The 26,459-nt window shown below is 58.1% G+C and carries 20 protein-coding genes and 3 tRNA genes; 12 read left to right on the forward strand and 11 right to left on the reverse strand.

The window, feature by feature from the left end:
- Window positions 1-15: 15 nt before the first annotated feature.
- The 3 genes from ACN1C3_RS27490 to emhA are packed head-to-tail and all read right to left on the reverse strand — an operon-like array spanning window position 16 to window position 5,798.
- On the reverse strand, window positions 16-1,476 hold the full coding sequence (locus ACN1C3_RS27490) for an AdeC/AdeK/OprM family multidrug efflux complex outer membrane factor (RefSeq protein ID WP_419118875.1): 1,461 nt from the start codon (window positions 1,474-1,476) through the stop codon (window positions 16-18).
- Complete coding sequence (emhB, locus tag ACN1C3_RS27495; protein WP_419118876.1) at window positions 1,473-4,637, reverse strand: efflux RND transporter permease subunit EmhB; 3,165 nt, start codon at window positions 4,635-4,637, stop codon at window positions 1,473-1,475. Before emhB ends, ACN1C3_RS27490 begins: the two co-directional genes overlap by 4 nt.
- A 3-nt stretch (window positions 4,638-4,640) precedes the next feature.
- Window positions 4,641-5,798, reverse strand: coding sequence for an efflux RND transporter periplasmic adaptor subunit EmhA (gene emhA / locus ACN1C3_RS27500; protein WP_419118877.1), 1,158 nt, complete (start codon window positions 5,796-5,798; stop codon window positions 4,641-4,643).
- A gap of 263 nt (window positions 5,799-6,061) precedes the next feature.
- Here emhA and emhR point away from each other — a divergent pair, with 263 nt between their 5' ends.
- The 4 genes from emhR (at window position 6,062) to ACN1C3_RS27520 (ending at window position 9,196) form a co-directional block, all read left to right on the forward strand.
- A complete protein-coding gene (gene emhR, locus ACN1C3_RS27505) occupies window positions 6,062-6,694 on the forward strand; it encodes an efflux system transcriptional repressor EmhR (protein ID WP_419118878.1) in 633 nt (210 codons plus the stop codon).
- A gap of 167 nt (window positions 6,695-6,861) precedes the next feature.
- On the forward strand, window positions 6,862-7,746 hold the full coding sequence (locus ACN1C3_RS27510; RefSeq protein ID WP_419118879.1) for a DMT family transporter: 885 nt from the start codon (window positions 6,862-6,864) through the stop codon (window positions 7,744-7,746).
- 119 nt (window positions 7,747-7,865) lie between these two features.
- Window positions 7,866-8,564, forward strand: a complete 699-nt coding sequence (locus tag ACN1C3_RS27515; protein ID WP_419118880.1) for a CoA transferase subunit A — start codon at window positions 7,866-7,868, stop codon at window positions 8,562-8,564.
- A 2-nt stretch (window positions 8,565-8,566) separates the two neighbouring features.
- The gene (locus tag ACN1C3_RS27520; protein ID WP_419118881.1) at window positions 8,567-9,196 is read left to right on the forward strand and encodes a CoA transferase subunit B; all 630 of its coding nucleotides are present in this window, start codon (window positions 8,567-8,569) and stop codon (window positions 9,194-9,196) included.
- A 102-nt stretch (window positions 9,197-9,298) separates the two neighbouring features.
- Here the strand turns inward: ACN1C3_RS27520 and ACN1C3_RS27525 are convergent, their stop codons facing one another.
- From ACN1C3_RS27525 to ACN1C3_RS27535, 3 genes are all read right to left on the reverse strand, one after another.
- A complete protein-coding gene (locus ACN1C3_RS27525; protein ID WP_419118882.1) occupies window positions 9,299-10,570 on the reverse strand; it encodes an OmpP1/FadL family transporter in 1,272 nt (423 codons plus the stop codon).
- Window positions 10,571-10,715: 145 nt separating this feature from the next.
- Window positions 10,716-11,198 carry a hypothetical protein gene (locus tag ACN1C3_RS27530; protein ID WP_419118883.1) on the reverse strand — a complete coding sequence of 161 codons (483 nt, stop codon included), beginning with the start codon at window positions 11,196-11,198 and terminating at the stop codon, window positions 10,716-10,718.
- Window positions 11,199-11,472: 274 nt separating this feature from the next.
- Window positions 11,473-11,697, reverse strand: a complete 225-nt coding sequence (locus tag ACN1C3_RS27535) for a hypothetical protein (RefSeq protein WP_007898912.1) — start codon at window positions 11,695-11,697, stop codon at window positions 11,473-11,475.
- A 903-nt stretch (window positions 11,698-12,600) separates the two neighbouring features.
- Here ACN1C3_RS27535 and ACN1C3_RS27540 point away from each other — a divergent pair.
- Both ACN1C3_RS27540 and rmuC read left to right on the forward strand, forming a co-directional pair.
- On the forward strand, window positions 12,601-12,924 hold the full coding sequence (locus ACN1C3_RS27540) for a sel1 repeat family protein (RefSeq protein WP_419118884.1): 324 nt from the start codon (window positions 12,601-12,603) through the stop codon (window positions 12,922-12,924).
- A gap of 175 nt (window positions 12,925-13,099) precedes the next feature.
- Window positions 13,100-14,464 carry a DNA recombination protein RmuC gene (gene rmuC, locus ACN1C3_RS27545; protein WP_419118896.1) on the forward strand — a complete coding sequence of 455 codons (1,365 nt, stop codon included), beginning with the start codon at window positions 13,100-13,102 and terminating at the stop codon, window positions 14,462-14,464.
- 112 nt (window positions 14,465-14,576) lie between these two features.
- On the opposite strand, the gene ACN1C3_RS27550 is transcribed toward rmuC, so the two are convergent.
- Both ACN1C3_RS27550 and ACN1C3_RS27555 read right to left on the reverse strand, forming a co-directional pair.
- Window positions 14,577-18,047 carry a NahK/ErcS family hybrid sensor histidine kinase/response regulator gene (locus tag ACN1C3_RS27550; RefSeq protein ID WP_419118885.1) on the reverse strand — a complete coding sequence of 1,157 codons (3,471 nt, stop codon included), beginning with the start codon at window positions 18,045-18,047 and terminating at the stop codon, window positions 14,577-14,579.
- A gap of 138 nt (window positions 18,048-18,185) precedes the next feature.
- A complete protein-coding gene (locus ACN1C3_RS27555; protein WP_419118886.1) occupies window positions 18,186-18,731 on the reverse strand; it encodes a TetR/AcrR family transcriptional regulator in 546 nt (181 codons plus the stop codon).
- 91 nt (window positions 18,732-18,822) lie between these two features.
- On the opposite strand from ACN1C3_RS27555, the gene ACN1C3_RS27560 reads away from it, so the two are divergent.
- The 3 genes from ACN1C3_RS27560 to ACN1C3_RS27570 all read left to right on the forward strand — a co-directional run bounded on the left by ACN1C3_RS27560 (window position 18,823) and on the right by ACN1C3_RS27570 (window position 23,266).
- On the forward strand, window positions 18,823-20,034 hold the full coding sequence (locus ACN1C3_RS27560) for an MFS transporter (protein WP_419118887.1): 1,212 nt from the start codon (window positions 18,823-18,825) through the stop codon (window positions 20,032-20,034).
- A gap of 121 nt (window positions 20,035-20,155) precedes the next feature.
- Complete coding sequence (locus tag ACN1C3_RS27565) at window positions 20,156-21,307, forward strand: TDT family transporter (protein WP_419118888.1); 1,152 nt, start codon at window positions 20,156-20,158, stop codon at window positions 21,305-21,307.
- 84 nt (window positions 21,308-21,391) lie between these two features.
- Complete coding sequence (locus tag ACN1C3_RS27570) at window positions 21,392-23,266, forward strand: MFS transporter (RefSeq protein WP_419118889.1); 1,875 nt, start codon at window positions 21,392-21,394, stop codon at window positions 23,264-23,266.
- 61 nt (window positions 23,267-23,327) lie between these two features.
- Here the strand turns inward: ACN1C3_RS27570 and sugE are convergent, their stop codons facing one another.
- From sugE to rdgC, 3 genes are all read right to left on the reverse strand, one after another.
- Entirely contained in the window at window positions 23,328-23,645 is a 318-nt protein-coding gene (gene sugE, locus ACN1C3_RS27575) for a quaternary ammonium compound efflux SMR transporter SugE (RefSeq protein WP_419118890.1), read from the reverse strand.
- Between the two features lie 120 nt (window positions 23,646-23,765).
- Window positions 23,766-24,731: a bile acid:sodium symporter family protein gene (locus tag ACN1C3_RS27580; protein ID WP_419118891.1), complete on the reverse strand. Its 966-nt coding sequence runs from the start codon at window positions 24,729-24,731 to the stop codon at window positions 23,766-23,768.
- A gap of 166 nt (window positions 24,732-24,897) precedes the next feature.
- A complete protein-coding gene (rdgC, locus tag ACN1C3_RS27585; protein WP_419118892.1) occupies window positions 24,898-25,818 on the reverse strand; it encodes a recombination-associated protein RdgC in 921 nt (306 codons plus the stop codon).
- 160 nt (window positions 25,819-25,978) lie between these two features.
- Between rdgC and ACN1C3_RS27590 the strand changes: the two genes are divergently transcribed.
- From ACN1C3_RS27590 to ACN1C3_RS27600, 3 genes are all read left to right on the forward strand, one after another.
- Window positions 25,979-26,054 (forward strand) — tRNA-Val (locus tag ACN1C3_RS27590).
- A gap of 18 nt (window positions 26,055-26,072) precedes the next feature.
- A tRNA-Asp gene (locus ACN1C3_RS27595) sits at window positions 26,073-26,149 on the forward strand.
- A 188-nt stretch (window positions 26,150-26,337) separates the two neighbouring features.
- A tRNA-Val gene (locus ACN1C3_RS27600) sits at window positions 26,338-26,413 on the forward strand.
- Window positions 26,414-26,459: the final 46 nt, after the last annotated feature.

Genomic DNA, 26,459 nt, shown 5'->3' on the forward strand with positions numbered 1-26,459 from the left:
CCCCTAAGCGAACAGTCAGAAAAGCTTCAGCTTCGGTGCTTCCTCAGGAACCGGCGTGTTCTGCGCGGTTTGTTCATTCCAGCCACCACCGAGGGCCTTGTACAGATTGACCTCGCTGGTCAGCTGCGAAAGACGATCGGCGATCAATGCTTGCTGCGAGGTGAACAACTGGCGCTGGGCGTCGAGGAAAGTCAGGTTGCTGTCGACACCGATCCGATAACGACGCTCGGCCAGACGGTAGTAATCCTGGTTAGCGCTGACCAGATCATGCTGGGCCTGCAACTGTTCGTTGAAGGTCTGGCGTGCGGCCAGGCCATCGGAGACTTCCTGGAAGGCGGTCTGGATGGACTTTTCGTACTGCGCCACGGTGATGTCTTTCTGGATTTTCGAGTTATCCAGGCTCGCTCTCAGGCTGCCAGCATTGAAGATCGGCAGATTGATTTGCGGCTGGAACAACCAGGTCCCTGAACCACCTTTGAACAGACCGGACAGGTCCGGGCTCGCGGTACCGGCGTTGGCCGTCAGGCTGATGCTCGGGAAGAACGCTGCCCGCGCCGCGCCGATGTTGGCGTTGGCAGCCTTGAGCTTGTGTTCGGCTTCAAGGATGTCTGGGCGGCGCTGTAGCAGGTCAGACGGCAGGCCGGCGGGTACTTCACTCAGCAGGTCATCGGCCAGCGGTTGACCGCCCGGCAGGTTGGCCGGAACCCCGGTGCCCAGTAACAGCGTGAGGCTATTTTCATCCTGTGCTACCAGACGGGTATAACGCGCCAATTGCACCCGTGCGTTTTCCACGGACGTGCGCGACTGGCTCAGATCGAGCGCCGAGGCCACACCGACTTCGTTACTGCGCAAGGTGAGTTTGTAGCTCTGCTCGAAGGTCCCCAGGGTGACCTTGGTCAGCTGCAGCAGTTCCTTGTCGGCTTGCCAGGTCAGGTAGGCGTTGGCCACGCTGGCCACCAGGCTGATTTGGGTGCTGCGACGCGCTTCCTCGGTGGCAAAGTACGTTTGCAGCGCTTGCTCGCTGAGACTACGAACTCGACCGAACAGGTCCAGCTCGTAGGCGCTGATACCCAGAGTTGCTGAGTACTGGCTGGTGATGCGTTCTGCGCCGGTTTGCGACAGGCTCGCCGGAGTACGTTGACGGCTACCGCTGCCGGTCGCGGACACGGCCGGGAACAGGTCGGCGCGCTGGATACGGTACTGAGCCGCAAAGGCGTCGATATTCAGGGCTGCGACGCGCAGGTCGCGGTTGTTCTCCAGAGCGGTCTGAATCAGCTGTTGCAGCGCCGGGTCATGGAAAAACTGCTTCCAGCCTTGTTCAGCGGCCGCCCTGTTGGCGGCCTCTGTCGGCGAGTACGCAGGACCTTGCGGGTACTGCGCCGCGACGGGTGCTTCTGGCTGCTGATAATCAGGTATCAGCGAGCAACCACCCAGCACAAACGCGGCAATTGCTAAAGAGAGTAGCGACTTGCTCATTGGCCAGCCTCGTTTGCAGTTGAAAGGGTGTCGGGTTCGTCCGCGACTTTTCTTTGGCCCATGGACGATACGGTGACAAAGAACAGCGGTACCCAGAAAATCGCCAGAACAGTCGCGGTGATCATACCGCCAATGACACCGGTGCCGATCGCGTGCTGGCTGCCCGAGCCTGCGCCCGTGGAGATTGCCAGTGGCACCACACCAAGGACGAATGCCAGCGAGGTCATGATGATCGGTCGCAGACGCATCCGGCAGGCTTCAATGGCCGCTTCGGTCAGGCTGCGTCCCTGATGATGCAACTCCTTGGCAAACTCGACGATCAGAATGGCGTTTTTCGATGCCAGACCGATGGTCGTCAACAAGCCGACCTGGAAATACACGTCGTTGGACAGGCCACGCAGGCTGGTAGCGAGCAGGGCACCAATAATCCCCAGGGGAACCACCAGCATGACTGCGATCGGGATCGACCAGCTTTCGTACAGTGCTGCCAGGCAGAGGAAGACCATCAGCAGCGATAGCGCGTACAACGCTGGCGCTTGCGAGCCGGATAGACGCTCCTCATACGACAGACCCGTCCAGGAAATACCGACACCCGCTGGCAGTTTCTTGGCCAGGGCCTCGACTTCGGCCATGGCTTCACCGGTACTGTAGCCGGGCGCTGGGGCACCTAGGATTTCGATGGCTTCGACACCGTTGTAGCGTGACAGTTTGGGTGCGCCGTAAATCCACTCGCCCTTGGCGAAAGCCGAGAACGGGACCATGGTGCCGCTAGCGTTGCGTACGAACCATTTCTTGATGTCTTCGGGGCTCATGCGGGAGCCGGGTTGACCTTGTATAAAGACCTTTTTCACACGACCACGGTCGATGAAGTCGTTGACATAACTACTGCCCAGTCCGATCGACAGGGTGGTGTTGATGTCCGTCATTGTCAGGCCCAAGGCGCTGGCGCGTTCGTCGTCGATGGTCAGTTGGTACTGCGGTTCGTCGTTCAGCCCGTTCGGACGCACCTGCGAGAGCACTTTGCTTTGCGCGGCCATTCCCAGGAACTGGTTACGTGCTGCCATCAGCTTGTCGTGACCGATACCGGCACGGTCCTGCAGGAATACGTCGAAACCGGTGGCGTTACCCAGTTCCAGTACCGCCGGTGGCGCAAAAGCGAACACCATGGCGTCACGGAAGGTGAAGAAGTGCTGTTGAGCACGGGCCGCGACCTTGAACACGCTGTTGTCGGCGTTACGTTCGTCCCATGGCTTGAGCATGATGAAGGCCATACCCGAGCTTTGGCCACGACCGGCGAAGTTGAAGCCGGTCACGGTAAACACGGACGCTACGGCATCACCTTCACCGCCATCCTTGCCGGGACGCAGCAGAAACTCGCGCATTTCATCCACGACCACTTGGGTGCGCTGGGCGCTGGAGCCGGCCGGGGTTTGTACTTGGGCGAAGAGTACGCCTTGGTCTTCTTCGGGCAGGAACGCGGTCGGAATACGGGTGAATAGCCAGATCATGCCGACCACAATGACCAGGTAGGCCAGCAGGTATGGAGCCTTGTACTTGAGCATGTTGCCAACACCGCGCTCGTAGCTTTTGACGCCACGGTCGAAGTTGCGGTTGAACCAGCCGAAGAAGCCGCGTTTCGGTACACCGTGCTCACCTTTCGGAATCGCCTTGAGCATGGTTGCGCAGAGCGCCGGAGTGAAGATCAGGGCGACCATTACCGACAGCGCCATGGCCGAAACGATGGTGATCGAGAACTGTTTGTAGATCACCCCGGTCGAACCGCTAAAGAACGCCATAGGCAGCAGTACCGCCGACAGAACCAGGGCAATACCGACCAGCGCACCCTGGATCTGGCCCATGGATTTCTTGGTGGCTTCCTTGGGTGACAGGCCTTCTTCGCTCATGACCCGTTCGACGTTTTCCACGACGACGATGGCGTCGTCCACCAGCAAGCCGATGGCCAGCACCATACCGAACATGGTCAGGGTGTTGATGCTGAATCCGAACGCCGCGAGGATCCCGAACGTACCCAGCAGAACCACCGGTACGGTCATGGTAGTGATGACGGTAGCGCGGAAGTTTTGCAGGAACAGGAACATCACCAGGAACACCAGCACGATCGCTTCGACCAAGGTGTGAACCACGCCTTTGATCGACTCGGTCACCACGGGCGTTGTGTCGTACGGGAACACCACTTCCATGCCTTCAGGGAAGAATGGCTTGAGGTCGTCGACAGTCTTGCGCAGGGCCTTGGCGGTATCGAGGGCGTTGGCGCCGGTTGCCAGTTTCACCGCGAGACCGGAGGCTGGGGCGCCGTTGAACTGGGCGTTGATGCTGTAGTTCTCACCACCCAAGCCGACGTCAGCGACGTCTTTCAAGCGCACCTGGGAGCCGTCCTTGTTGACCTTGAGCAGGATTTCCTTGAACTGCTCGGCAGTTTGCAGGCGGGTCTTGCCAATGATCGTGGCGTTCAATTGCTGGCCGGGCAGGGCAGGCAAGCCGCCGAGCTGGCCGGAAGACACCTGGACGTTCTGGGCGGCAATGGCAGTTTTGACGTCCACCGGGGTCAGGTTGTAGTTGTTCAACTTGGCCGGATCTAGCCAGATACGCATGGCGTACTGGGCACCGAACACCTGGAAGTCACCGACACCCGCTGTCCGCGAAATCGGGTCCTGCATGTTGGACACGATGTAGTTGGACAGGTCGTCCTTGGTCATGCTGCCGTCGCGCGACACCACGCCGATCACCAGCAGGAAGTTTTTCACTGCCTTGGTCACGCGTATGCCCTGTTGCTGCACTTCTTGCGGCAGCAGCGGGGTGGCCAGGTTCAGTTTGTTCTGGACCTGAACCTGGGCGGTATCGGAGCTGGTGCCTTGTTCGAAGGTCGCGGTGATGGTCATGGTGCCGTCGGAGTTACTTTCCGAGGACACATAACGCAGGTTGTCGATACCGTTGAGCTGCTGCTCGATCACCTGCACCACGGTGTCCTGCACGGTCTGTGCAGAAGCGCCTGGGTAGGTCACGGAGATGGCGATCGCAGGAGGTGCGATGCTCGGGTACTGGTTGATCGGTAGTTTGAGGATCGATAGAGCCCCGACCAACATGATCACCAGGGCAATTACCCAAGCGAAAATCGGACGGTCGATAAAAAATTTCGACATGATTTATTCCCCTTTGCCGCCTGCAGCATTGTTTGATGCCTGTGCAGGGGACGGGTTTTTCTCCGCAACGTTGGTCGCTTCGCTGGCCTTGACCTCAATGCCAGGTTTGACGAATTGCAGGCCTTCGGTGATCAGACGATCGCCCGCCTTCAAGCCATCCTCGATCAGCCATTGACTGCCGACGGTGCGACTGGCCTTGAGGTGACGCAGTTCGACCTTGTTGTCTGGACCGACCACCAGCGCCGTCGGAGTCCCTTTCAGGTCGCGGGTCACGCCTTGTTGCGGGGCGAGAATCGCGGCTGCGTTCACTCCGGTCTGCAATTGCGCGTGGACAAACATGCCCGGCAGCAGGGTGTGATCGGGGTTCGGGAACACGGCACGCAGGGTCACAGAGCCGGTCGTTTCGTTGACCGAGACTTCAGAGAACTCCAGTTTGCCGTCTTGCTTGTATTGGCTGCCGTCCTCCAGAGTCAGCTTGACCATGGCCGCATTGTCGCCGGCCTTTTGCAGGCGACCGCTTTCCAGTTCGCGGCGCAGCTCGAGCAACTCTACCGATGACTGAGTCACGTCGACGTAAATCGGGTCGAGTTGCTGAATCACCGCCATGGCATCGGTCTGGCCGTTGCTGACCAGCGCACCTTCAGTGACTGAGGAGCGGCCGATGCGCCCGGACAGTGGCGCCAGCACTTTGGTGTAGCGCAGGTTGATCTGTGCGCTTTGCAGGCTGGCTTCCGATTGCAGACGATTGGCGATGGCAGTGTCGTATTCCTGGCGGCTTACGGCTTGCTCGTTGACCAGCTGTTTATAGCGATCGGAAATCGATTTGGTGGATTGCAGGTTGGCTTCGGCGCTTTTCAAGGTGGCTTCATAGACCGACGGATCGATCTGATACAGCTGTTGGCCGGCCTTGACGTCGCCGCCTTCCTTGAACAGACGCTTGAGAATGATGCCGTTGACCTGAGGGCGGACTTCCGCCATGCGGTACGCCGTTGTGCGGCCCGGAAGCTCGGACGTCAGGGTAAAGGCTTGAGGTTGTAGGGTAACTACGCCGACCTGAGGGGCTTGCGGGGCAGGTGCTGCCTCCTCCTTTTTACATCCGCTGAGCAGCGATGCCAGGGCGACGGCGGTAACCAGAGCGGTAACAGCTGGCTTGAATTGCATGAAGAGCCTCGGGTCAGGCGCGCAAAATGCGCACAAGAAAGGTGGAAAGGTAAAAAAGATGCGCTGAGTGGATAAGTAGCTTGCTAAGCAATATACTTACGTTCATGGTTGTTTGTAAACCTTGGCCAAGTAACGATCCCGTTACAAAAGTCGTTAAAGGTGTGAATTGTAAGCCGGGGACGAGACCCAAAAGACGTCGCCCCATATTTATCCAGATGATCTTCAAAACGTCGCTGAAAGATCCCGATTGAGGTTGTACTGCCATGGTCCGTCGTACCAAAGAGGAAGCTCAAGAAACCCGCAGCCAGATACTCGAAGCGGCAGAGAAAGCCTTTTACGAGCGCGGTGTGGCGCGTACCACGCTGGCGGACATCGCGGCGTTGGCCGGCGTCACGCGTGGAGCCATCTATTGGCATTTCAGCAACAAGGCGGATCTGGTTCAGGCCATGCTCGACACCTTGCATGAGCCGCTGGATGAGATGGCCAAGGCCAGTGAAAATGAAGAGGAACTCGACCCGTTGGGTTGCATGCGCAAGCTGCTGATTCATTTGTTTCATCAAGTTGCCCTGGACCCGAAGACCCGACGCATTAATGAGATTCTGTTTCATAAGTGCGAATTCACCGATGAAATGTGCGATCTGCGCCAACAACGACGCACCGCCAGCCTGGAGTGCAATGTGCGTATCGGTCTGGCGTTGCGCAATGCGGTGAACCGGGGCCAGCTTCCCGATAATCTCGATACGGCCCGTGCTGCGATCAGTATGCACGCGTTCATCGACGGCATCCTTTACCAATGGCTGCTGGCTCCTGACAGCTTTCAACTGCACACAGAAGCAGAGCGTTGGGTCGATACCGGATTGGATATGCTGCGCTTGAGCCCTAGCCTGCGCAATTAAGACAAAATGCGTAATTGAATCCAGTTGTGTCAACACTTAAGGTAAGGCGAGCGAAGGTCAATTGTTCGTTTGCCTTGTTTCGATAGGGTACCTTTATATACGGGCTAGCGCTGTCTTGATAGGTAGCGAGCTATGTATTTTGTAGGGGATTTGTTGCGAGTGTGTGAATGAGTGTGAACACCCCGCTGTTCAAGGGAGCTGAGCAACCGGTCAAAGGCATCGCACTGATTTGCCTGGCGGTTTTGCTGTTTGCAAGTCACGACACGCTGGCCAAGTACTTGTCGGGGTTTTATCCCATCGTCATGGTGGTATGGGCGCGTTATGTGGTGCACACGCTGTTGATGCTGGTGATCTTCGTACCGCGCACCGGTTTTTCGGCAGTGGTGCGCACCAAGCGCCCCGGACTTCAGTTTCTCCGCGCGTTGTGCCTGATCGGCACCAGCCTGTTCTTCACCACGGGCTTGCGCTATATCCCGCTGGCGGAAGCCACCTCGGTCAACTTTCTCGCCCCTTTGCTGGTTACCGCATTGTCCGTCCCGCTGCTGGGCGAACAGGTAACGCGCAGCCAATGGTTGGCGGTGCTGGCCGGTTTTGTCGGGGTGTTGATTGTTGTGCGGCCGGGCGGCGCGCTGTTCACACCAGCGATTTTGCTGCCGCTGGGCTCTGCGTTGTGCTTTGGCTTCTATCAATTGTTGACCCGCAAGCTCAGCAGCATCGACAGCCCGACCACCAGCAACTTTCTTACCGGTATTCTCAACAGTCTGATCATGAGCGCGTTGCTGCCGTTCTTCTGGAGCACGCCGACCCTGCTTCACGGTCTGTTTATGATTGGTCTGGGCACCTGCGGCATGCTGGGCCACATGCTGCTGACCCAAGCGTTCCGTCATGCTGCTCCCGCGATGCTCGCGCCGTTCAGTTATGGGCAGATCCTGTTTGCCGGGATGTACGGCTATCTTATCTTTGACCATACGCCAGATACGTTCGCCATTATCGGTATTGCGGTGATTTGCCTGAGTGGTCTGGCCGTGGCCTGGGGGCAGCGCAAGCGCTAAGCTGACGAAGTACCGAAAATCGGGGGAGGGCAGTTGCAGATAGCTCTGCCTTCTCCCGGCCCGAGCAAACAGGCCGTGGCCGCATGCGTGTGTGTCATGGTGAATTCGAGGAAGAATAAGTGAACAAGATTTACTCGAGTGCTGAATCCGCCCTGCAAGGTCTCGTCGAAGACGGCATGACCCTCGCAGTCGGTGGCTTTGGGTTGTGCGGTATTCCTGAAGCCTTGATCGCCGCCCTGCGCGACACCGGCAAGCGCGAGCTGACGGTGATTAGCAACAACGCAGGCGTCGATGGTTTTGGTCTGGGTCAACTGCTGACCACCCGGCAGATCCGCAAGATGATTTCTTCATACGTTGGCGAGAACAAAGAATTCGAGCGTCAGTACCTGGCCGGCGAGCTGGAGCTGGAGTTCACCCCGCAGGGCACTTTGGCGGAAAAACTTCGCGCCGGTGGTGCGGGCATTCCGGCGTTTTTTACCAAGACCGGTTACGGCACTCTGGTGGCAGAAGGCAAGGAAACTCGTGAGTTCGATGGCGAGTGGTTCGTGATGGAGCGTTCGCTACGCGCCGACGTGGCGCTGGTCAAAGCCTGGAAGGCCGACAAGTCCGGCAATCTGTTGTTCAACAAGACAGCTCGCAACTTCAACCCGCTGGCCGCGATGGCGGCGAAAGTCTGTGTTGTCGAAGTGGAGGAGATCGTTGAGATCGGCGAGCTGGACCCCGATCAGATCCACTTGCCAGGAATCTACGTACAGCGTCTGGTGCTCAATGCCAGCCCGGAAAAACGCATCGAACAACGCACTGTGCGGAGCGCCTGATCATGGCCTGGACTCGTGAAGAAATGGCGCAACGCGCCGCTCAAGAATTGCAGGACGGTTTCTACGTCAACCTGGGCATCGGCTTGCCGACCCTGGTGGCCAATTACATTCCCGAAGGCATGGACGTCTGGCTTCAAAGTGAAAACGGTTTGCTCGGCATCGGTCCGTTTCCGCTTGAAGATGAAATCAATCCTGACCTGATCAACGCTGGCAAGCAGACCATCACCACGTTGCCTGGCAGCAGCTTTTTCAACAGCGCCGATTCCTTCGCCATGATCCGTGGCGGGCATATCAATCTGTCGATTCTCGGTGCCATGCAGGTGTCGGAGAAAGGCGATCTGGCCAACTGGATGATCCCCGGCAAGATGGTCAAGGGCATGGGCGGGGCCATGGACCTGGTAGCTGGCGTCAAGCGCGTGGTGGTGCTGATGGAGCACACCGCCAAGGGCGGTAGCCACAAGTTGCTCACAAACTGTGACCTGCCGTTGACCGGGGTAGGCGTGGTCGATCGGATCATTACTGATCTGGCGGTGCTGGACGTGACCGAGCAAGGCCTGAAACTGGTCGAACTGGCGGCTGGTGTGAGTATGGAAGAGCTACAAGCAGCGACCGGGTGCCGGGTTATACCTTAGCGCTGTCGCCTGACAAATTGCTCCGTCAAAAAAGCCCCGCCTCTGTACAAGAGAGCGGGGCTTTTTCAATTCAGCTGGCGAGCCGTTCAGGCTCGCGGTGAATCAGAAGCGGTAGGTCGCACCCAAGCCCAAGCCGTTTGCCGAGTTGGAGTACTCAGCGTTGTAGGACTGGCCGCGGTTGTTGCTGTTGTTGATCTTGACGTCTTCTTCCTTGAGGTAGGAATAAGCGACGTCGATGGTCAGGTCATCAGTTGGGCTCCAGCCGGCACCGAGGCTGAAAATCGTCCGATCGCCAGTCGGGATGCGCGGGGAGCGGTCGACGTTGTTGGTGGGCGCCTGATCAAACGTCAGGCCGGTACGCAGTACCCATTGTTTGTTCAGCTTGTAGGCAGCGCCGATGGCGTGAGCCCAGGTGTCGTGCCAGTTTTGTTCTTCGGTAATGGTGCTGAATTGACCTGCCAGAACCGGTTGTACGCCTTTGTTCTCGACGGTGATTTCTTTCAGACGACTCCATCGCGTCCAGGTGCTGCCTGCGTAGAGGGTCCACTGGTCGTTCAGCTCGTGGGTAATCGAAAGGTCTGCGGATTCAGGGGTGGTGATATCCAGCGAGGCATCATACTTCTGGTTGGTGCTCTGGCCGATCAGGCCCAGCACGCCGTAGTTCACCTTGGTGTTGCCTTCGAGCTTGTACTTCACTTTGGAGTGGTAAGTCAGGCCCACGCGGGTGGCGTCAGTAGCTTGCACCAGGACGCCGACGTTATAGCCCAGCGCGGTGTCGTCACCCTCGATCTTGACCTGGCCGTCCGGCGCGGCCTGGGTAATCGACAGATTGGACTTCAGGGTGCCGTCAATACGGTTGATGGTCGGACCGAAGCCGATGGAAACCTTGTCGTTGAACGCATAGCTGACAGTGGGTTGGAAGGTCGTAACCGTAACTTTGCTTTTGCTGCCGAAATAACGGCCGGCAAAACTATTCTCATAGTCCGTTACAAGACCGAATGGCGCGTACATGCCGATACCGAACGCCCAATGATCGTCGATTGGCTGAACGTAGTAGCCCATAGGAACGGCAATGAGCGGCACCATGTCGCCATTGTTGGTGCCGCTGTTAGGGCTGGAGCTTGCGTTTCTGATATCGGTGTGAGCGTCGATCATGGCGACACCACCGGTGACTTGTGCACGCTTGAGGCGGGACATGCCGGCAGGGTTACCAAAAATTGTGCTTGCATCATCGGCAGAAGAAGATCGTCCAGCGAAACCAGTGCCCATCCCGCTGATGCTTTGTTCGTTGACGGCAAAGCCAGCTGCGAAAATCTGCGTGGATGCCAACGTAACGGCAAGACTAAGGGTGGTTTTGAGCATTACTTTTTTCATTATTAGAACTCCTGGTGATCACCGGGGCGAAAATTACCAACATTTTCGCTTCTGCGCTATAGGCTGTATCGCTTGAGATAGAGCGGTTTTGTAGGACAATCAGACCGTTTTTCGGGATTTTCGCGAGAGCTCACGAATTTTCCGATCAGCAGGCGATTTGATTCAGAGGTGATACGCAGGTTTGCCAGGCGTAGGTGAAGTCCCTTAAGCGGCCTTGAGGTTGAAATGTCTGGCGCCAGATTCGGGCCATTCCCAGCAGGTCATCTGCTTCGGGCAGGGGCGTGTTTTGCTCTTCTACCAACAGCCAGGCAATGGCGGTGGCGTAACGCAGGTTAACGGTGAGTTCGATGTGTGGCCCGCTAAGGAAGGCATGTTGGCTGGCCAGTCCGCGAACCAGACTGGCGCGCTCTGGATCGAGGGCCAGGTAATCGTCCCAGAGTGCCTTGTGGCGCGGTTCGGCTATACGGTACAGGCCATGTCCACGGCGGTCGTGAAGGGCAGAGCCGAGTGCGGATTGGCTGGCGGCGATACCCAGCAGCAATGATTCAGCGTTCTGGCTGTGGCGTCCAAGGTAGATCAGCGTCGGGCGGATCACGTAACGACACAGTTCGCTGGCAGCGATACCCATGAGGCCCTCCAAACGCGTAATTGGTAGGCGAGGTCTGAGGGGGGGCTTGGCAGCAGTGGTTCGGTTCAGACCCGCCAGAAGCGGATCATGCCGCTTGAGTTGAAGTGTAGTGTCATATTCGTGCCGTAAAGGACTGTTTTTAAAATATTTCCGGCTTCGAGTTATAACCGTTATATCCGTTGGTGCTTAAGCCGATTCGGTTGAAACAGAAACTTTGGGCAATAAAAAACCCTGCTTTTCAGGCAGGGTTTTGAATTTTCAGCGTTCTGGCGTATCAGGCAACCAGTGCCTGACGGGTACGCTCGATCACGGCCTGCAGCGGCTCGGCGCTGGAGTATTGATCGGGGTACAGGCGTTCGCTGTGACGAGCGATGCCGTGTTCGTTGACCAGGGTGAAGCTGAAGCAGCCTTTGCGAGCGGCCATGATCAGGCAGTTCATTGGTGCAAAAGCGTTGGTGAGGGTGCGAATGGCATCCTGAGTGTGGATTTGAGTAGACATAGTTATCTGGTGTTCCTACAAATGACACGGATAAGAACCGTGCAACGTTAAAACGTTCCAGTAACGTCGACCACCATTGGTCTGACGAAGAACCCGACTGGAACAAAGCAGCCAGTTAGAAGCACTTTGATTTATGCGCGCTTGGGCTGGCAGGTAGGTACTTAGGAGGGCAGGCAGCACATCAAGGGCAAAGGTTCTGGGCCCAGGGTGGAGATCCTGATCAATCTGCAGGTTGGTTCGGTCAGAGTATGAGAACTTCGCAACACCCTTTGCATTCAATTCAAAGGCAGTGTCGTCGCAAGTTTTACCTGGAAACCATCGAGGTGGTCGATCCCGTGTTGTCGGTAGAAGCTTCTCTTTAGGGAAGGTATACCGGGGGACTTGTTCGACCGTAATTGACTTTCAGCTTGGTACTAACGCCGCGGATACTAACGCATTGAATTTGAGAAAGGAAGTGTGATAGGCAAAAAAAGCTGCGGATCGCCAAAAGCCCGGAAGGATTGAAAGGCTCCGTTTGGGAGGTTTGCCACTGAGTTCTTCCTACACAGTGTGCCAAAAAAGTGCGCTGATATAACCGCTTCGAGGGTACTTGTGCACATTAGTTGTGCGACCCGTCACAGTGCTGTCATCTCGCGTTCTTGAGCCATCACTGCCTGTAACGAAAATTTAAGTCAATGAAAAACATCGGTTTTTTTTGCTGGTGAAAAAATCGTCAGTTTGACTGCAGGCCCCACACCGTGGGGGTTTGAGGGAGTTCAAGGACAGTTGTCCACTGAGTTATCCACAGCTTCTGTGGATTGTCCCAAGCGCTTGCTCTAGCACGGGCGTGCAGGTTTTTTCGGCTTTACCCGTACGAAAAAAGGAGTAGAGTGGCGCGCCTTCTGATCTGCCCCACAGTGCTTTATGAAGTTTCGCTCAGTATCACTTTCCGCCACCTCCACACCTCCAAGTGTTAACCCGCCCAAGCGCTTGTCGTTGCGTGTTGCCATGTGGTTGCTCGACAGTCCACGTCTGGGCGACAACTCTAGCGTCAAACACTTCGCCGGGCGTTTGCTCAAGCAGCCGGCGCGTGAGGGCGTGGTGGCCGCGCAAAGCCGTCTGGGCCAATTGATGTGCCGTGAGTGCGGCAATGCCCGGGATCGGCGGATCGGCCACGACCTGCTGCGCCAGGCCGCTCGCGCAGGCGATAGGCTCGCCCAGCGCGAACTCGGTCAGATCGAGGACTGAGCTGTCCCTGGGCCGGCGCCTTGGTTAACCTTCGTGCTTTATCCCATCGGCAGGAGTGGCTATGGCTATGGATGTGACCAGTGTATTGCTGGGTCTGGCGGGTGCTGCGTTGCCGCTTTTGGTGTTGGCGTGGCAACTGCAACGCCGCTTGAGTGCCCGACAATCCGAGCTATCGCTGTTTGAGGAGCGTCTGAGCACCGCTCAACTCGCGCAAGAGGGGCTCAATGCCCAGCTCGATGCCAGTCGCGATGAAATCAGCGACCTGAGCCAGGCCAATGCCACCAAGCAAGCTGATCTGGCTGCAGTCCGCCGCGAAGTCGAACTGTTGCAAATCGAGCGCGATAACGCTCGCGACGCCGCCCACGCCTGGAGCCTCGAACGCGCCAGTAAAGAAAGCGAATTACGTCGGTTGGACGCTCAAGCGGCGTCTCTCAACGCCGAGCTGCGTGAACAACAGGAAAGCCATCAACAACGCCTGACTGACCTGCAGGGCTCGCGGGATGAATTGCGTGCACAGTTTGCGGAATTGGCCGGGAAGATTTTCGATGAGCGCGAGCAGCGCTTTGCCGAGACCAGTCAGCAGCGTTTGGGTCAGTTGCTCGATCCGCTGAAAGAGCGCATCCAGTCGTTTGAAAAGCGTGTTGAAGAAAGCTATCAGGCCGAAGCCCGCGAGCGTTTTTCCCTGGCTAAGGAGCTGGAGCGCCTGCAGCAGTTGAACCTGCGCCTGAGCGACGAGGCGACCAACCTCACTCGTGCTCTCAAGGGCCAGAAAACCCAGGGCAATTGGGGCGAATTGATCCTTGAGCGAGTGCTTGAGCATGCGGGCCTTGAGAAGGGCCGCGAATACCAGACACAGGTCAGCCTTAAAGGTCCGGATGGCGAACGTTTTCAGCCGGACGTGCTGATCATGTTGCCGGGCGACAAGCAGGTGGTGGTGGACTCCAAGGTCAGCCTCACTGCCTATCAGCAGTACGTTGTTGCCGATGACGAAGTGATCGGTCAAACGGCGCTCAAACAGCATGTGCTGTCCCTGCGTAACCATGTCAAAGGCTTGGCCGGCAAGGACTACAAGCGTCTGGAAGGCTTGCACAGCCTGGATTTCGTTCTGCTCTTCGTGCCGATCGAAGCGGCGTTTTCCGCAGCATTGCAAGCGGAGCCGAATCTGTTTCAAGAAGCCTTCGACCGCAACATCGTGATCGTCAGTCCGACCACTTTGCTGGCGACGTTACGGGTGATCGACAGCCTGTGGAAACAGGAGCGACAAAGCCAGAACGCGCGGGAGATCGCCGAACGCGCAGGCTGGCTGTACGACAAGTTCGTGTTGTTCATTCAGGACCTGGACGAAGTCGGCAATCGCCTGCAGCAACTGGACAAGGCCTACAGTGCAGCACGCAACAAACTGACCGAAGGCCGCGGCAATCTGGTCAGTCGAAGCGAGCAGCTCAAGCTGCTGGGTGCACGGGCCAGCAAGAGCCTGCCGGCGGACCTGCTGGAGCGGGCGATGACTGATGCAGACGGATTGGTGGAGATGCCTGAGTAGGGTGTGTAGGAGCAGCCGGTCGACGCTCGATTGCTCGCGATGGTCGTTAACGATGACGCGTGCTTGCAGGATAAACGCGTCGTCCTTCAGTCCATCGCGAGCAAGCTCGCTCCTACAACGGCAAATGCCGACTCAACAAGGCTCTCAACGCCGCAGGTTTCACCGGTTTGGCCAGATAATCCAACCCCGCCGCATGCACCTCGGCAACCATTTCCGGTCGGCCGTCGGCGCTGATGACCACGCCCGGTACTGGCTCGCCGAGCTGGGTGCGCAGCCAGGCCATTAAACCGGTACCGGTCTCGCCGTCGTCCAGGTGGTAATCCACCAACGCCAACTGCGGACGAATGCCTTCGCTAAGCAACGCGACGCACTCTTCTCGATTCCGAGCGGTCCAGACCTGGCAGCCCCAGCGCGTCAGCAGGCTGTTCATGCCAATCAGGATGCTGTCTTCGTTGTCGATGCACAGTACTTGCGCGCCGCTCGGCAGTTTGCCGTTTAGCTCGGCGACTTTGGCCGGGGCGCTGATTTGCGCTCGAGCCAATGGCACGCTGACGCTAAACACGCTGCCCTTGCCCGGCCAGGAGCGCACTTGCAGCTGATGCCCAAGCACCCGGCAAAGTCCGTCAGCAATCGCCAACCCCAGTCCCAGACCTTTCTCGGCGCGGGTCTGATGGCTGTCAAGGCGTTTGAATTCCTCGAAAATCTCCTGTTGTTTATCCTCCGGAATACCCGGTCCGCGATCCCAGACTTCCAGGCAGAGTTGCCCGTCACTGCGTCGAACCCCCAGCAACACTGGGCCTTTGGCGTAGCGAAAGGCATTGGTCAGGAAATTCTGCAGAATCCGGCGCAGCAGTTTTATATCGCTGTCGACCCGTAAACGGCTGCCGCGCAGGCGAAATTTCAGGCCTTGCTCCTGTGCCAGAGCTTTGAATTCGGCACCGAGCGTATCGAACAACTCGTTGAGTACAAACGGCTTGCGATCCGGGTTGATCTTGCCGTTCTCCAACCGCGAAATATCCAACAGATCGCTGATCAAGTCTTCGGCTGAACGCAGCGAGCTGTCCAGGTGCTGCACCAACTGCTGGGCCTCGGTGGATAAGCCGTCGTCCTGGTGGGAGAGGGCGGCGGAGAACAGTCGCGCAGCGTTCAGCGGTTGCATCAAGTCGTGGCTGACGGCCGCGAGAAAGCGGGTTTTCGACTGGTTGGCCGACTCTGCTGTGCCCTTGGCTTCGGTGAGCGCGACGTTCAGTTGCGACAATTCATGAGTGCGCGCGGTGACGCGTTGCTCCAGGCCTTCGTTGGCTTCGGTCAGCGCTTGTTCAGCTTCGCGGAACGCGGTGATATCGGTGAAACTCATGACGAACCCGCCGCCCGGCATGGGGTTACCGATCAACTCGATCACTCGGCCATTGGGGAATAGACGTTCGGAGGTGTGCGCCCGGCCCTGGCGCATCCAGTGCAGGCGGCGAGCAACGTGTACCTCTGCTTCGCCGGGGCCACAGAGGCCGCGCTCGGCGTTGTAGCGGATGATGTCGGCAATCGGTCGACCGATGCGGATCAGCCCGTCCGGGTAGTTGAACAGCTCGAGATAGCGTCGGTTCCAGGCCACCAGCTTGAGTGATTGGTCGACCACGCTGATGCCCTGGGTGATGTTCTCAATCGCGCCTTGCAGCAAGGCGCGGTTGAATTGCAGTACTTCCGAGGCTTCGTCGGCGATGCGCACCACGTCCTCCAGCTGCATCTCCCGGCCTTCGATGGCGGCTTTTACCACCGCGCGGGTCGACGATGCACCGAGCACGCCGGCCAGCAGGCGCTCGGTGTGCGCGATCCATTCGCCGTCGGCATTCTGGTTCGGATTGAAGCCTTTGCCCTGGCGATAGGCGAAGCGGATAAAGCTCTGACGTGCCCGTTCTTCGCCGACAAAACGGGCGGCCAGGCTGAGTAAGTCATTAATCTGCACCGCCAGCATCGAGCGGGAGTTGGGGCGTGCACTGATTTCCTGACCGATAAAGCGTCCCGCCTGCCAGTGCTCGGAGACCCGGGTGCGCGACAACACCGAGACCCAGGCAAACAGTGTGAAGTTGCCGGCCAGCGACAGCACCACGCCTTGGGTCAGTGGGGTGATCGGCAGGTGCAGCGGGTTGCTGTGCAACCACGCTAAACCGGGGAAGCTGTTCAGCGACCAGCCAAGGCTGAGGGCGGCAATCGGCAATACCAGGGTGTAGAACCAAAGGAATGTCCCGGTCGCCAGCCCGGCAAACACGCCACGGCGGTTGGCCTGCTTCCAGTACAGAGCGCCGAGCATCGCCGGCGCCAGTTGGGTGACGGCGGCGAAGGCGATCTGGCCGATGGTCGCCAGACTTGCCGTCGAGCCCAGCAGGCGATAGCTGACGTACGCCAGCAATAGAATCACCACAATGCTCACCCGACGTACCGAGAGCATCCAGTAGCGGAACACTTCGAACGGTCGCTCGGCGTTTTTCCGGCGCAGCAGCCACGGCAGCAGCATGTCGTTGGAGACCATGGTCGACAGCGCGACGCTGGCGACGATCACCATCCCCGTGGCCGCCGACGCTCCGCCGATAAAGGCCAGCAACGCCAGCGCTGGATGAGCCTGAGCCAGAGGCAGGCTGATCACGAAAGAGTCGGGCAGCACGGAGCTTGGCAACATCATTTGCCCGGCCAGAGCAATCGGCACGACAAACAATGCGGCCAGCGCCAGATAGGCCGGGAACACCCACTTGGCCAGGCGCAGGTCCTGCGGGTCGATGTTTTCCACCACGGTGACGTGGAACTGTCGCGGCAGGCAGATGATCGCCATCATCGCGACGCCGGTCTGCACCACCATGGACGGCCAGTTGACGGTTTCTTTCCAGTACTCTTCCAGGCGCGGTGCGAGCATGGCCTGATCGAACAGGTCATCGAAGCCATCGTACAAGCCGTAGGTGACGAAGGCGCCGACCGCCAGAAAGGCAAACAACTTGACCAGCGATTCGAAGGCAATCGCCATGACCATGCCGCGGTGGTGTTCCGTGGCGTCGAGGTTGCGCGTCCCGAAAACGATGGTGAACAACGCCAGTATCAGCGAAACGATCAGCGCCGTGTCTTGGGCGCGGGTGCCCATGGCGTCTGCACCTGCACCGATCAACAGGTTCACGCCGAGCACAATGCCCTTGAGTTGTAAGGCGATGTACGGAAGCACGCCAACCAGGCAGATCAGCGCCACCACCACGGCCAGTGACTGCGACTTGCCGTAACGCGCGGCGATGAAGTCGGCGATGGAGGTGATGTTCTCCTGCTTGCTGATCATCACCATTTTCTGCAGCACCCACGGCGCCAGCACCAGCAGCAAAATCGGCCCCAGATAGATCGGCAGGAATGACCAGAGTTGTTCGGCAGCCTGGCCCACTGCACCGAAGAAGGTCCAGCTGGTGCAGTAGACCGCCAGCGACAGGCTATACACCCAGGCTCGCACCCGCGGCGGTAACGGCGCACTGCGGCGGTCACCGTAAAAGGCGATAGCGAACATGATGGCCATATAGGCCAGGGCGACGGCGGCGATCAGCCCGCTGGACAGCGACATGGGAACTCCGGACAAAGACGCCCGGGCACTCCAGCCCGGTTAGACAGTCTCGCATGATGTTTGGGGTTAGTCAGTGTCGACCAAGGTCTCAGCGCGGTCTGGTGTCGCAGGGGAGTCTCGATTGCTCGCGATTGGGCCTTACTGGTGCAATGCGATATCGATCAACTGATGAAGCTCTCCCGCCGCCAGCGGCGCCGCTGAAAACAGAATCCGAAACACCGTCGGCGCTACGACCATATTGATCAGGCGATCAACGCTGGGCAGCATTTCACTGCTATCGCTGTAACGCTCAAGGATGATCTGCAACTGCCCGCTGATGATGGACACGCAAAAACCGGGTGTGGCACTGCATTGCACGTCGCGCAAGATAGTGCGGCCCGGCTCGGAACTCATCTCGTCCAGATACTGCTCCGCCCAGGCTCGGATGTCGCCGCGCAGGCTACCGGTGTTGGCCGGTTCGCTATCGGGGCGCATGCGGGCCAGGGCAACGTCGGCGAGCAGGGTGGAGAGGTCGCCCCAGCGCCGGTAGATGGTCGAGGGCGTGACGCCCGCGCGGACGGCTATTTGTGGCACGGTCACGGTCGAACGCTCCTGCTTTTCGAGGAGTTCGCGGACCGCTGAATGAATTGATTCCTGCACCCGGGCACTGCGGCCGCCTGGGCGAAGTCCTTCTTTAATAGCCATGCGTCGAACCTTAACACAAAGAATTTGCTTTAAGCCGACACGGGTAGCACACTCCACAAAAGCAATATTTTAGCTTTAGTGGAGCGTGTCCATGTCCAGTTCCGTCAGTACTTCGGTATCACATCGTTCCAGCCTGCTGTTCCTTGCGATCACTTTGCTCAGCTTCCTGGCCGCTTCCAGCGCTCCGACGCCGTTGTATCACCTGTATCAGGAGGCGCTGCAGTTCTCTTCGGCGACCCTGACATTGATCTTCGGCGTCTACGCCTTGAGCTTGCTGGCGGCGTTGCTGACGGTCGGTTCGCTGTCGGATCACCTCGGACGCAAACCGGTGATCTTCGCCGCGTTGCTACTGGATATGTTGGCGATGCTGCTGTTTATCAATGCCGAGAGTGTGGCCTGGTTGATTGCTGCGCGGGTAACGCAAGGCTTTGCCACCGGCATGGCGACCAGCGTGCTGGGTGCGGCGTTGCTCGACACCGATCGCCAGCAAGGGCCGTTGGTTAACAGTGTGGCGCCGTTGCTGGGCATGGCGTGTGGCGCTATGGGCACCAGTCTGCTGGTGGAGTTCGCGCCGCAACCTATGCAGCTGGTGTACTGGATTCTATTCGGGTTGTTTGTGTTGCAAGCGCTGTATGTCTGGCGTCTGCCGGAAAGTGTCAGTCGGCAACCGGGTGCCTGGGCTTCGCTGCGTCCGACCTTGCATGTCCCTCCTCAAGCGCGGCGGGCGTTGTGGCTGGCACTGCCGGTGGATGTTGCGGTCTGGGCCATGAGTGGTTTTTATCTGTCGCTGGCGCCTTCGCTGGTCCGCGCGTCGACCGGCTCGACCTCGAACCTGATCGGTGGCGGCCTGGTGGCGGTGTTAACGCTGAGCGGGGCCGTGGCGATTTTCTCCTTGCGTAATCGGCCTGCCGACAAAGTGCTGCGTCTGGGAGCGAGCCTGTTGGCAGTCGGCGTTGTCCTGATCCTGGCCGCAGTTCACAGCGCGAGCCTACCGTTGTTTTTCTTTGGCACCTGGGTGGGCGGCAGCGGTTTTGGCGCAGGCTTTCTTGGCGCCTTGCGCAGTGTGGTGCCGCTGGCCTTGCCCCATGAGCGCGCCGGGTTGATGTCGGCGTTTTATGTGCTCAGTTACCTGGCGTTCTGCCTGCCGTCTTTGCTCGCGGGGAGCCTGACGCGCAGTTTTGGCCTGATCGCGACCACCGATGGATACGGCGCACTGTTGATTATGCTGTCCCTCGGTGCGTTGTTGGGGTTGATGTTTCAGCGTCCGGCGAAGGATCTTCCGGCTCCACACATTTCCCTGTAGCAGCTGGTAGCCTTATTCGTATATCTACTAAATAGATAACAGTTAGAGATATTACCCGTTATATAGATATTCGAAGCGGTTCTAACATGGGCTCCACCTCACAAGAGGACAGGAGTTCACCATGACATACCCCAATAGCATCAACACCGGTTTGCGGCCGTTAAGCCATTTGCAGCATCCGCGCGAAGTCATTCGCCAGTTCACCCCCAATTGGTTCGCCGCGACCATGGGCACCGGCGTGCTGGCATTAGCCTTGGCCCAATTGCCGGTACAAATCCCCGGATTGCATGCTCTCACTGAGGGTTTATGGCTGTTCAATATCGTGCTGTTTGTCTTGTTCAGCAGTCTCTACGCAGCACGTTGGGCGCTGTTCTTCGATGAAGCCCGGCGGATTTTCGGGCACTCCACGGTGTCGATGTTTTTCGGCACCATCCCCATGGGCCTCGCGACCATCATCAACGGTTTTTTATTGTTCGGTGTGCCGCGTTGGGGCGAGGGCGTGGTGCAACTGGCCGAAGTCCTGTGGTGGCTGGACGTGGCCATGTCACTGGCGTGTGGTGTGTTGATTCCGTACATGATGTTCACCCGCCAGGAGCACAGCATTGACCAGATGACCGCGGTCTGGCTGCTGCCGGTGGTAGCCGCTGAAGTCGCAGCGGCCAGCGGCGGTTTGCTGGCACCGCATCTGCTCGATGCCCATTCGCAGCTTGTGGTGCTGGTCACCAGCTATGTGCTGTGGGCGTTTTCATTGCCGGTGGCCTTTAGCATTCTGACCATCCTGTTGTTGCGTATGGCCCTGCATAAACTGCCCCACGAAAATATGGCCGCCTCAAGCTGGCTGGCCCTTGGGCCGATCGGTACCGGGGCGCTGGGCATGTTGCTGTTGGGCGCCGATGCGCCGGCAATTTTCGCCGCCAACGGTTTGCCAGGCATCGGCGAAATCGCCGCCGGGCTGGGGCTGGTGGCCGGGATCACGCTATGGGGTTTGGGGTTGTGGTGGATGTTGATTGCAGTGCTGATCACCCTGCGTTACATGCGTGCCGGGATCCCGTTCAATCTTGGCTGGTGGGGTTTTACCTTCCCTCTGGGCGTCTATTCTCTGGCCACTTTGAAGCTGGCCAGCACCTTGAACCTGACGTTCTTCAGTGTATTTGGCAGTGTCTTGGTGCTCGCATTGGCGATTATGTGGATGATCGTGTCAAAACGAACCGTACAAGGCGCCTACCGAGGCGAGCTGTTTGTTTCGCCGTGCATTGCAGGATTAAAAAAATAACCGGCAAAGATTAGGTAAGGTTGTGGCCTGGATCGAAGATCGACATTCCAATAACAGCATCCAAGCCACTCAGGGACATGGAAGATGAGTCACCCGTCGCAGTTCACCTTGCTTCGCAAACGGCGTTTTCTACCGTTTTTTGTTACTCAATCCCTCGGGGCGTTCAACGACAACATCTTCAAGCAGTCGCTGATCCTCGCCATTCTGTACAAGCTGACCATCGAGGGTGACCGCTCGATCTGGGTCAACCTCTGCGCGTTGCTGTTCATCCTGCCGTTCTTTCTATTTTCAGCATTGGCCGGACAATTTGGCGAAAAGTTCGCCAAGGACGCGTTGATCCGTCTGATTAAACTCGGCGAAATCGCCATCATGGCGGTCGGCGCGGTGGGCTTCATGTTTGATCACCTGTCGCTGATGCTGGTGGCGCTGTTCGCCATGGGCACTCACTCGGCGTTGTTCGGTCCGGTGAAGTATTCGATCCTGCCCCAGGCGTTGCACGAAGATGAACTGGTGGGCGGTAACGGTCTGGTGGAAATGGGCACCTTTCTGGCGATTCTGGCCGGGACCATTGGCGCCGGGATCATGATGTCTTCCAGTCATTACGCACCGATTGTTTCCACGGCGATCGTCGGTGTTGCGGTGCTGGGTTATCTGGCCAGTCGCAGCATCCCCCGGGCAGCAGCGGCCACTCCCCAGCTGCGTCTGAACTGGAACATTTTCAGCCAGTCCTGGGCCACCTTGCGTCTAGGCCTGGGGCAAACGCCCGCGGTGTCCCGCTCGATTGTCGGCAACTCGTGGTTCTGGTTTGTCGGGGCGATCTACCTGACGCAGATTCCGGCCTACGCCAAAGAGTGGCTGTACGGCGATGAAACCGTGGTAACGCTGATTCTGACAGTGTTTTCGGTGGGCATCGCGACAGGCTCGATGCTCTGCGAAAAGCTCTCCGGGCGCAAAGTGGAGATCGGCCTGGTGCCGTTCGGCTCGTTCGGTCTGACGGTGTTTGGCCTGCTGCTATGGTGGCACTCCGGCGGTTTCCCGCAGAACGTCCAGGCCAATGACTGGATCGCGGTGCTCAGCTACGGTCCGGCCTGGTGGGTGCTGATCGATATTCTTGGCCTGGGTATTTTTGGCGGATTCTATATCGTGCCGCTGTACGCATTGATCCAGTCGCGCACCGCCGAGAACGAGCGGGCGCGGGTGATTGCGGCGAACAACATTCTCAATGCCTTGTTCATGGTGGTCTCGGCGATTGTTTCGATCGTGCTGCTGAGTTTCGCCAAGTTGTCGATCCCGCAGTTGTTCCTGGTGGTGTCGCTGTTGAACATCGCTGTAAACACCTACATCTTCAAAATCGTTCCCGAGTTCAGCATGCGCTTCATGGTCTGGCTGCTCAGTCATTCCATGTACCGCGTCAAGCATCGAAATCTCGACCTGATCCCCGATGAGGGCGCAGCGCTGCTGGTCTGCAATCATGTCTCGTTTGTCGACGCCTTGCTGATTGGTGGTGCGGTGCGTCGGCCGATTCGCTTTGTGATGTATTACAAGATCTACAACCTGCCGGTGTTGAACTTCATCTTCCGCACTGCTGGGACCATTCCGATTGCCGGACGCCAAGAAGATATTCAGATCTACGAAAGAGCCTTCAAGAGGATCGCCCAGTACCTGAAAGACGGCGAACTGGTGTGCATCTTTCCAGAAGGCAAGTTGACCTCCGATGGTGAGATCAATGAGTTCAAGAGCGGACTGACTCGCATACTGGAAGAGACGCCAGTGCCGGTGATCCCGTTGGCCTTGCAGGGTTTGTGGGGCAGTTTCTTCAGTCGCGATCCGGGCAAGGGGCTCTTTCGTCGACTCTGGTCGCGGGTGACGTTGGTGGCGGGGCCGGCGGTAGCCGTGGAAGTCGCGGAGCCGGCGCACTTGCAGGCGTTGGTTGGGCAGCTGCGGGGAACGGTTCGCTAGTTTCTGTGCGCATAAAAAATGCCCGCATCGCTGCGGGCATTTTTGTTTCTATTTTACGGCTTCAAGCGGCGCTGACCTTCAGGCCCACCAACCCGGCAATGATCAACGCCACGCTGGCCAACCGGAACAGCGCCATGGACTCACCAAACAGAATGATTCCTGCGATCACCGTACCGACCGCGCCAACACCCGTCCAGATCGCGTAGGCGGTGCCCAGCGGCAGTTCTTTCATGGCCAGGCCAAGCAAGCCAAGGCTGACAGCCATGGCGGCAATGGTCAGAGCGGTAGGAAGAGGGCGGCTGAAACCGTCGGTGTATTTCAGGCCGACGGCCCAGCCAACTTCGAACAGGCCGGCGAAAAACAGAATGATCCAGGACATGAAGGACCTCCATCGAATGACGGGGTCGTCCCCAGATTAATGACTCGATTGAGCCGCGAGGTCGTCCTCGCGATGCGCAGTATAGTGCCCATTATTAACCTGGGGATCAAGTTTTCCCGATCAGTCCGTTGCTTGTTGAGCGGCCAGTTCGCGGTCCTGCTTTTCGCTCATCCGGCGGAAATACGTCGACAGCAGCGCCCCGGAAATGTTGTGCCAAACGCTGAACAGGGCGCTCGGGACTGCCGCCAATGGTGAAAAGTGCGCGCTGGCCAGTGCCGCGCCCAAGCCTGAGTTCTGCATGCCAACTTCCAGCGCCAGGGATTTGCGTTGTGCGAGTGGCAACTTGAACAGACGTCCGGTGAAGTAACCGAGCAGAAAGCCAAAGCTGTTGTGCAGCATCACCACGGCCATGATCAGCAGGCCGGACTCGGCAATCTTCGCTTGGCTGGCGGCAACCACTGCGGTAACGATGATCACGATGCTCACCACCGAGATCAGCGGCAATACCTCAACAGCATGTCGAACCCGTGCACCGAGCACGCGCTGGGCGATAACCCCGAGCACGATCGGCAGCAGTACCACTTGCAGGATCGACCAGAACAACTCCATGAACGATACCGGCAACCAGGCCGATGCCAGCAGCCAGATCAGCGCCGGGGTCAGCAGCGGGGCAAGTAGGGTGGTGACAGCGGCGATGGCCACCGACAACGCCAGGTCGCCGCGGGCCAACCAGGTCATCACATTCGATGAAGTACCGCTTGGGCAGCAACCCACCAGAATCACCCCGACGGCGATTTCCGCCGGCAGGTGGAATACCTGACAGAGCAACCAGGCCACGCCCGGCATGATCACGAAGTGTGCAACGACACCCAGGGCGACACGCCATGGATGGCGGGCGACCTCAGCGAAGTCTTCCATCTTCAAGGTCAGGCCCATGCCGAACATCACCAGTCCCAGCAGCGGCACGATGGCGCCTTTCAAACCGATAAACCAACTCGGTTGCCAGAAGGCCAGCACGGCGAAAATCAGCACCCAGTAAGCGAAGGTGTTTCCGACAAAGCGACTCAATGCAGCCAGTGCACGCATGGCCTGTTCCTTGTTATTCAATAAAACCACAGGTCCAATGTGGGAGCGGGCTTGCTCGCGATGAGGCACTTACATTCAACAGTGATGTTGACTGATAGTTCGCCATCGCGAGCAAGCCCGCTCCCACATTAGATTTTCGTTGCTCACCCCAATAGTGCGGCGGCTCTTAGATACCCTGCGGAAGCTCTTCGCCGCCCAGTGCGTCGACCAGCATCGGGAGGAATTCGCCGAAGGTCAGCATCATCAAGGTGAAGCTGGCGTCCTGCTGGCCTAAGTCATCGTCGCCGCCGTCTTGTTCCGCCTGATCCTGCAGCAGGTCTTCGAACTTCAGGCGCTTGACCACCATCTTGTCGTCGAGCACAAAAGACAGTTTGTCTTGCCAGGCCAGAGACAGCTGAGTCACCACTTTGCCAGTGCTCAGGTGCAGCTGGATTTCTTCGCTGGTCAGGTCCTGACGTTTGCAACGAACGATGCCGCCGTCTTCATGGGTATCGCGCAGTTCGCATTCGTCGAGCACGAAGAAGCCGTCCGCAGCCTTTTGGGTTTTTACCCAGTCGGTCATGGTCGCGCTTGGGGCGATTTTCACGGTCAGCGGGCGAACCGGCAGCGAGCCGATCACTTCACGCAGCGTCGACAGCAGGTCTTCGGCACGTTTCGGGCTGGAAGCGTTGACCAGGATCAGACCCTGTTTTGGCGCAATGGCAGCGAACGTGGCTGAGCGACGGATAAAGGCGCGGGGCAGGAAGGCCTGGATGATTTCATCCTTGAGCTGATCACGCTCCTTCTTGTAGACCTTGCGCATTTGCTCCGCTTCGATCTCTTCGACCTTTTCTTTCAGTGCGTCACGAACGACGCTGCCCGGCAAAATACGTTCTTCCTTGCGCGCGGCGATCAGCAGGAAGTCCTGGCTGACGTGCACCAGAGGTGCATCTTCGCCCTTGCCGAACGGCGCGACGAAACCGTAGGTGGTCAACTCCTGGCTTGCACATGGACGCGCCAGTTTGGTGGCCAGTGCGGTTTCCAGCGCCTCAGCATCAAAAGGCAGATCTTGGGTCAGGCGATAGATAAGCAGGTTTTTGAACCACATGGGGTGAATCTCTCCTTTATACAAAGGGGGGCATTATTCGCTTCGAAGCTCCATAGGCCAACCCTTCCTAAGCCTTTGGAAGGCCTGAAAAAATTATATTTAAAAAGTGCTTGCCAGAGGTTGGGTCGCTCCGTAGAATGCGCGCCACACCGAAAGTGAAGGGTGATTAGCTCAGCTGGGAGAGCATCTGCCTTACAAGCAGAGGGTCGGCGGTTCGATCCCGTCATCACCCACCATTACTTTTAGTGTTACGCGCAGCGGTAGTTCAGTCGGTTAGAATACCGGCCTGTCACGCCGGGGGTCGCGGGTTCGAGTCCCGTCCGCTGCGCCATATTCGGTAACCTGGAACGCTGAACGCCAGGTCACCACAGGAAGCCCGCCTAGTGCGGGCTTTTTGCTGTCTACTTTTTGTGTTAAAGCGCAATGTTTCGTCGGATTTCAGCTTTTTTAATAAATTTATTATTTAAATCAGCACGTTATGAAAATCTGTGAGAGAATGCGCCCCGCATCGAAGGTGAAGGGTGATTAGCTCAGCTGGGAGAGCATCTGCCTTACAAGCAGAGGGTCGGCGGTTCGATCCCGTCATCACCCACCATTACTTTTAGTGTTACGCGCAGCGGTAGTTCAGTCGGTTAGAATAC

Source organism: Pseudomonas sp. H11T01 (assembly GCF_048515765.1).
Lineage (GTDB): Bacteria > Pseudomonadota > Gammaproteobacteria > Pseudomonadales > Pseudomonadaceae > Aquipseudomonas.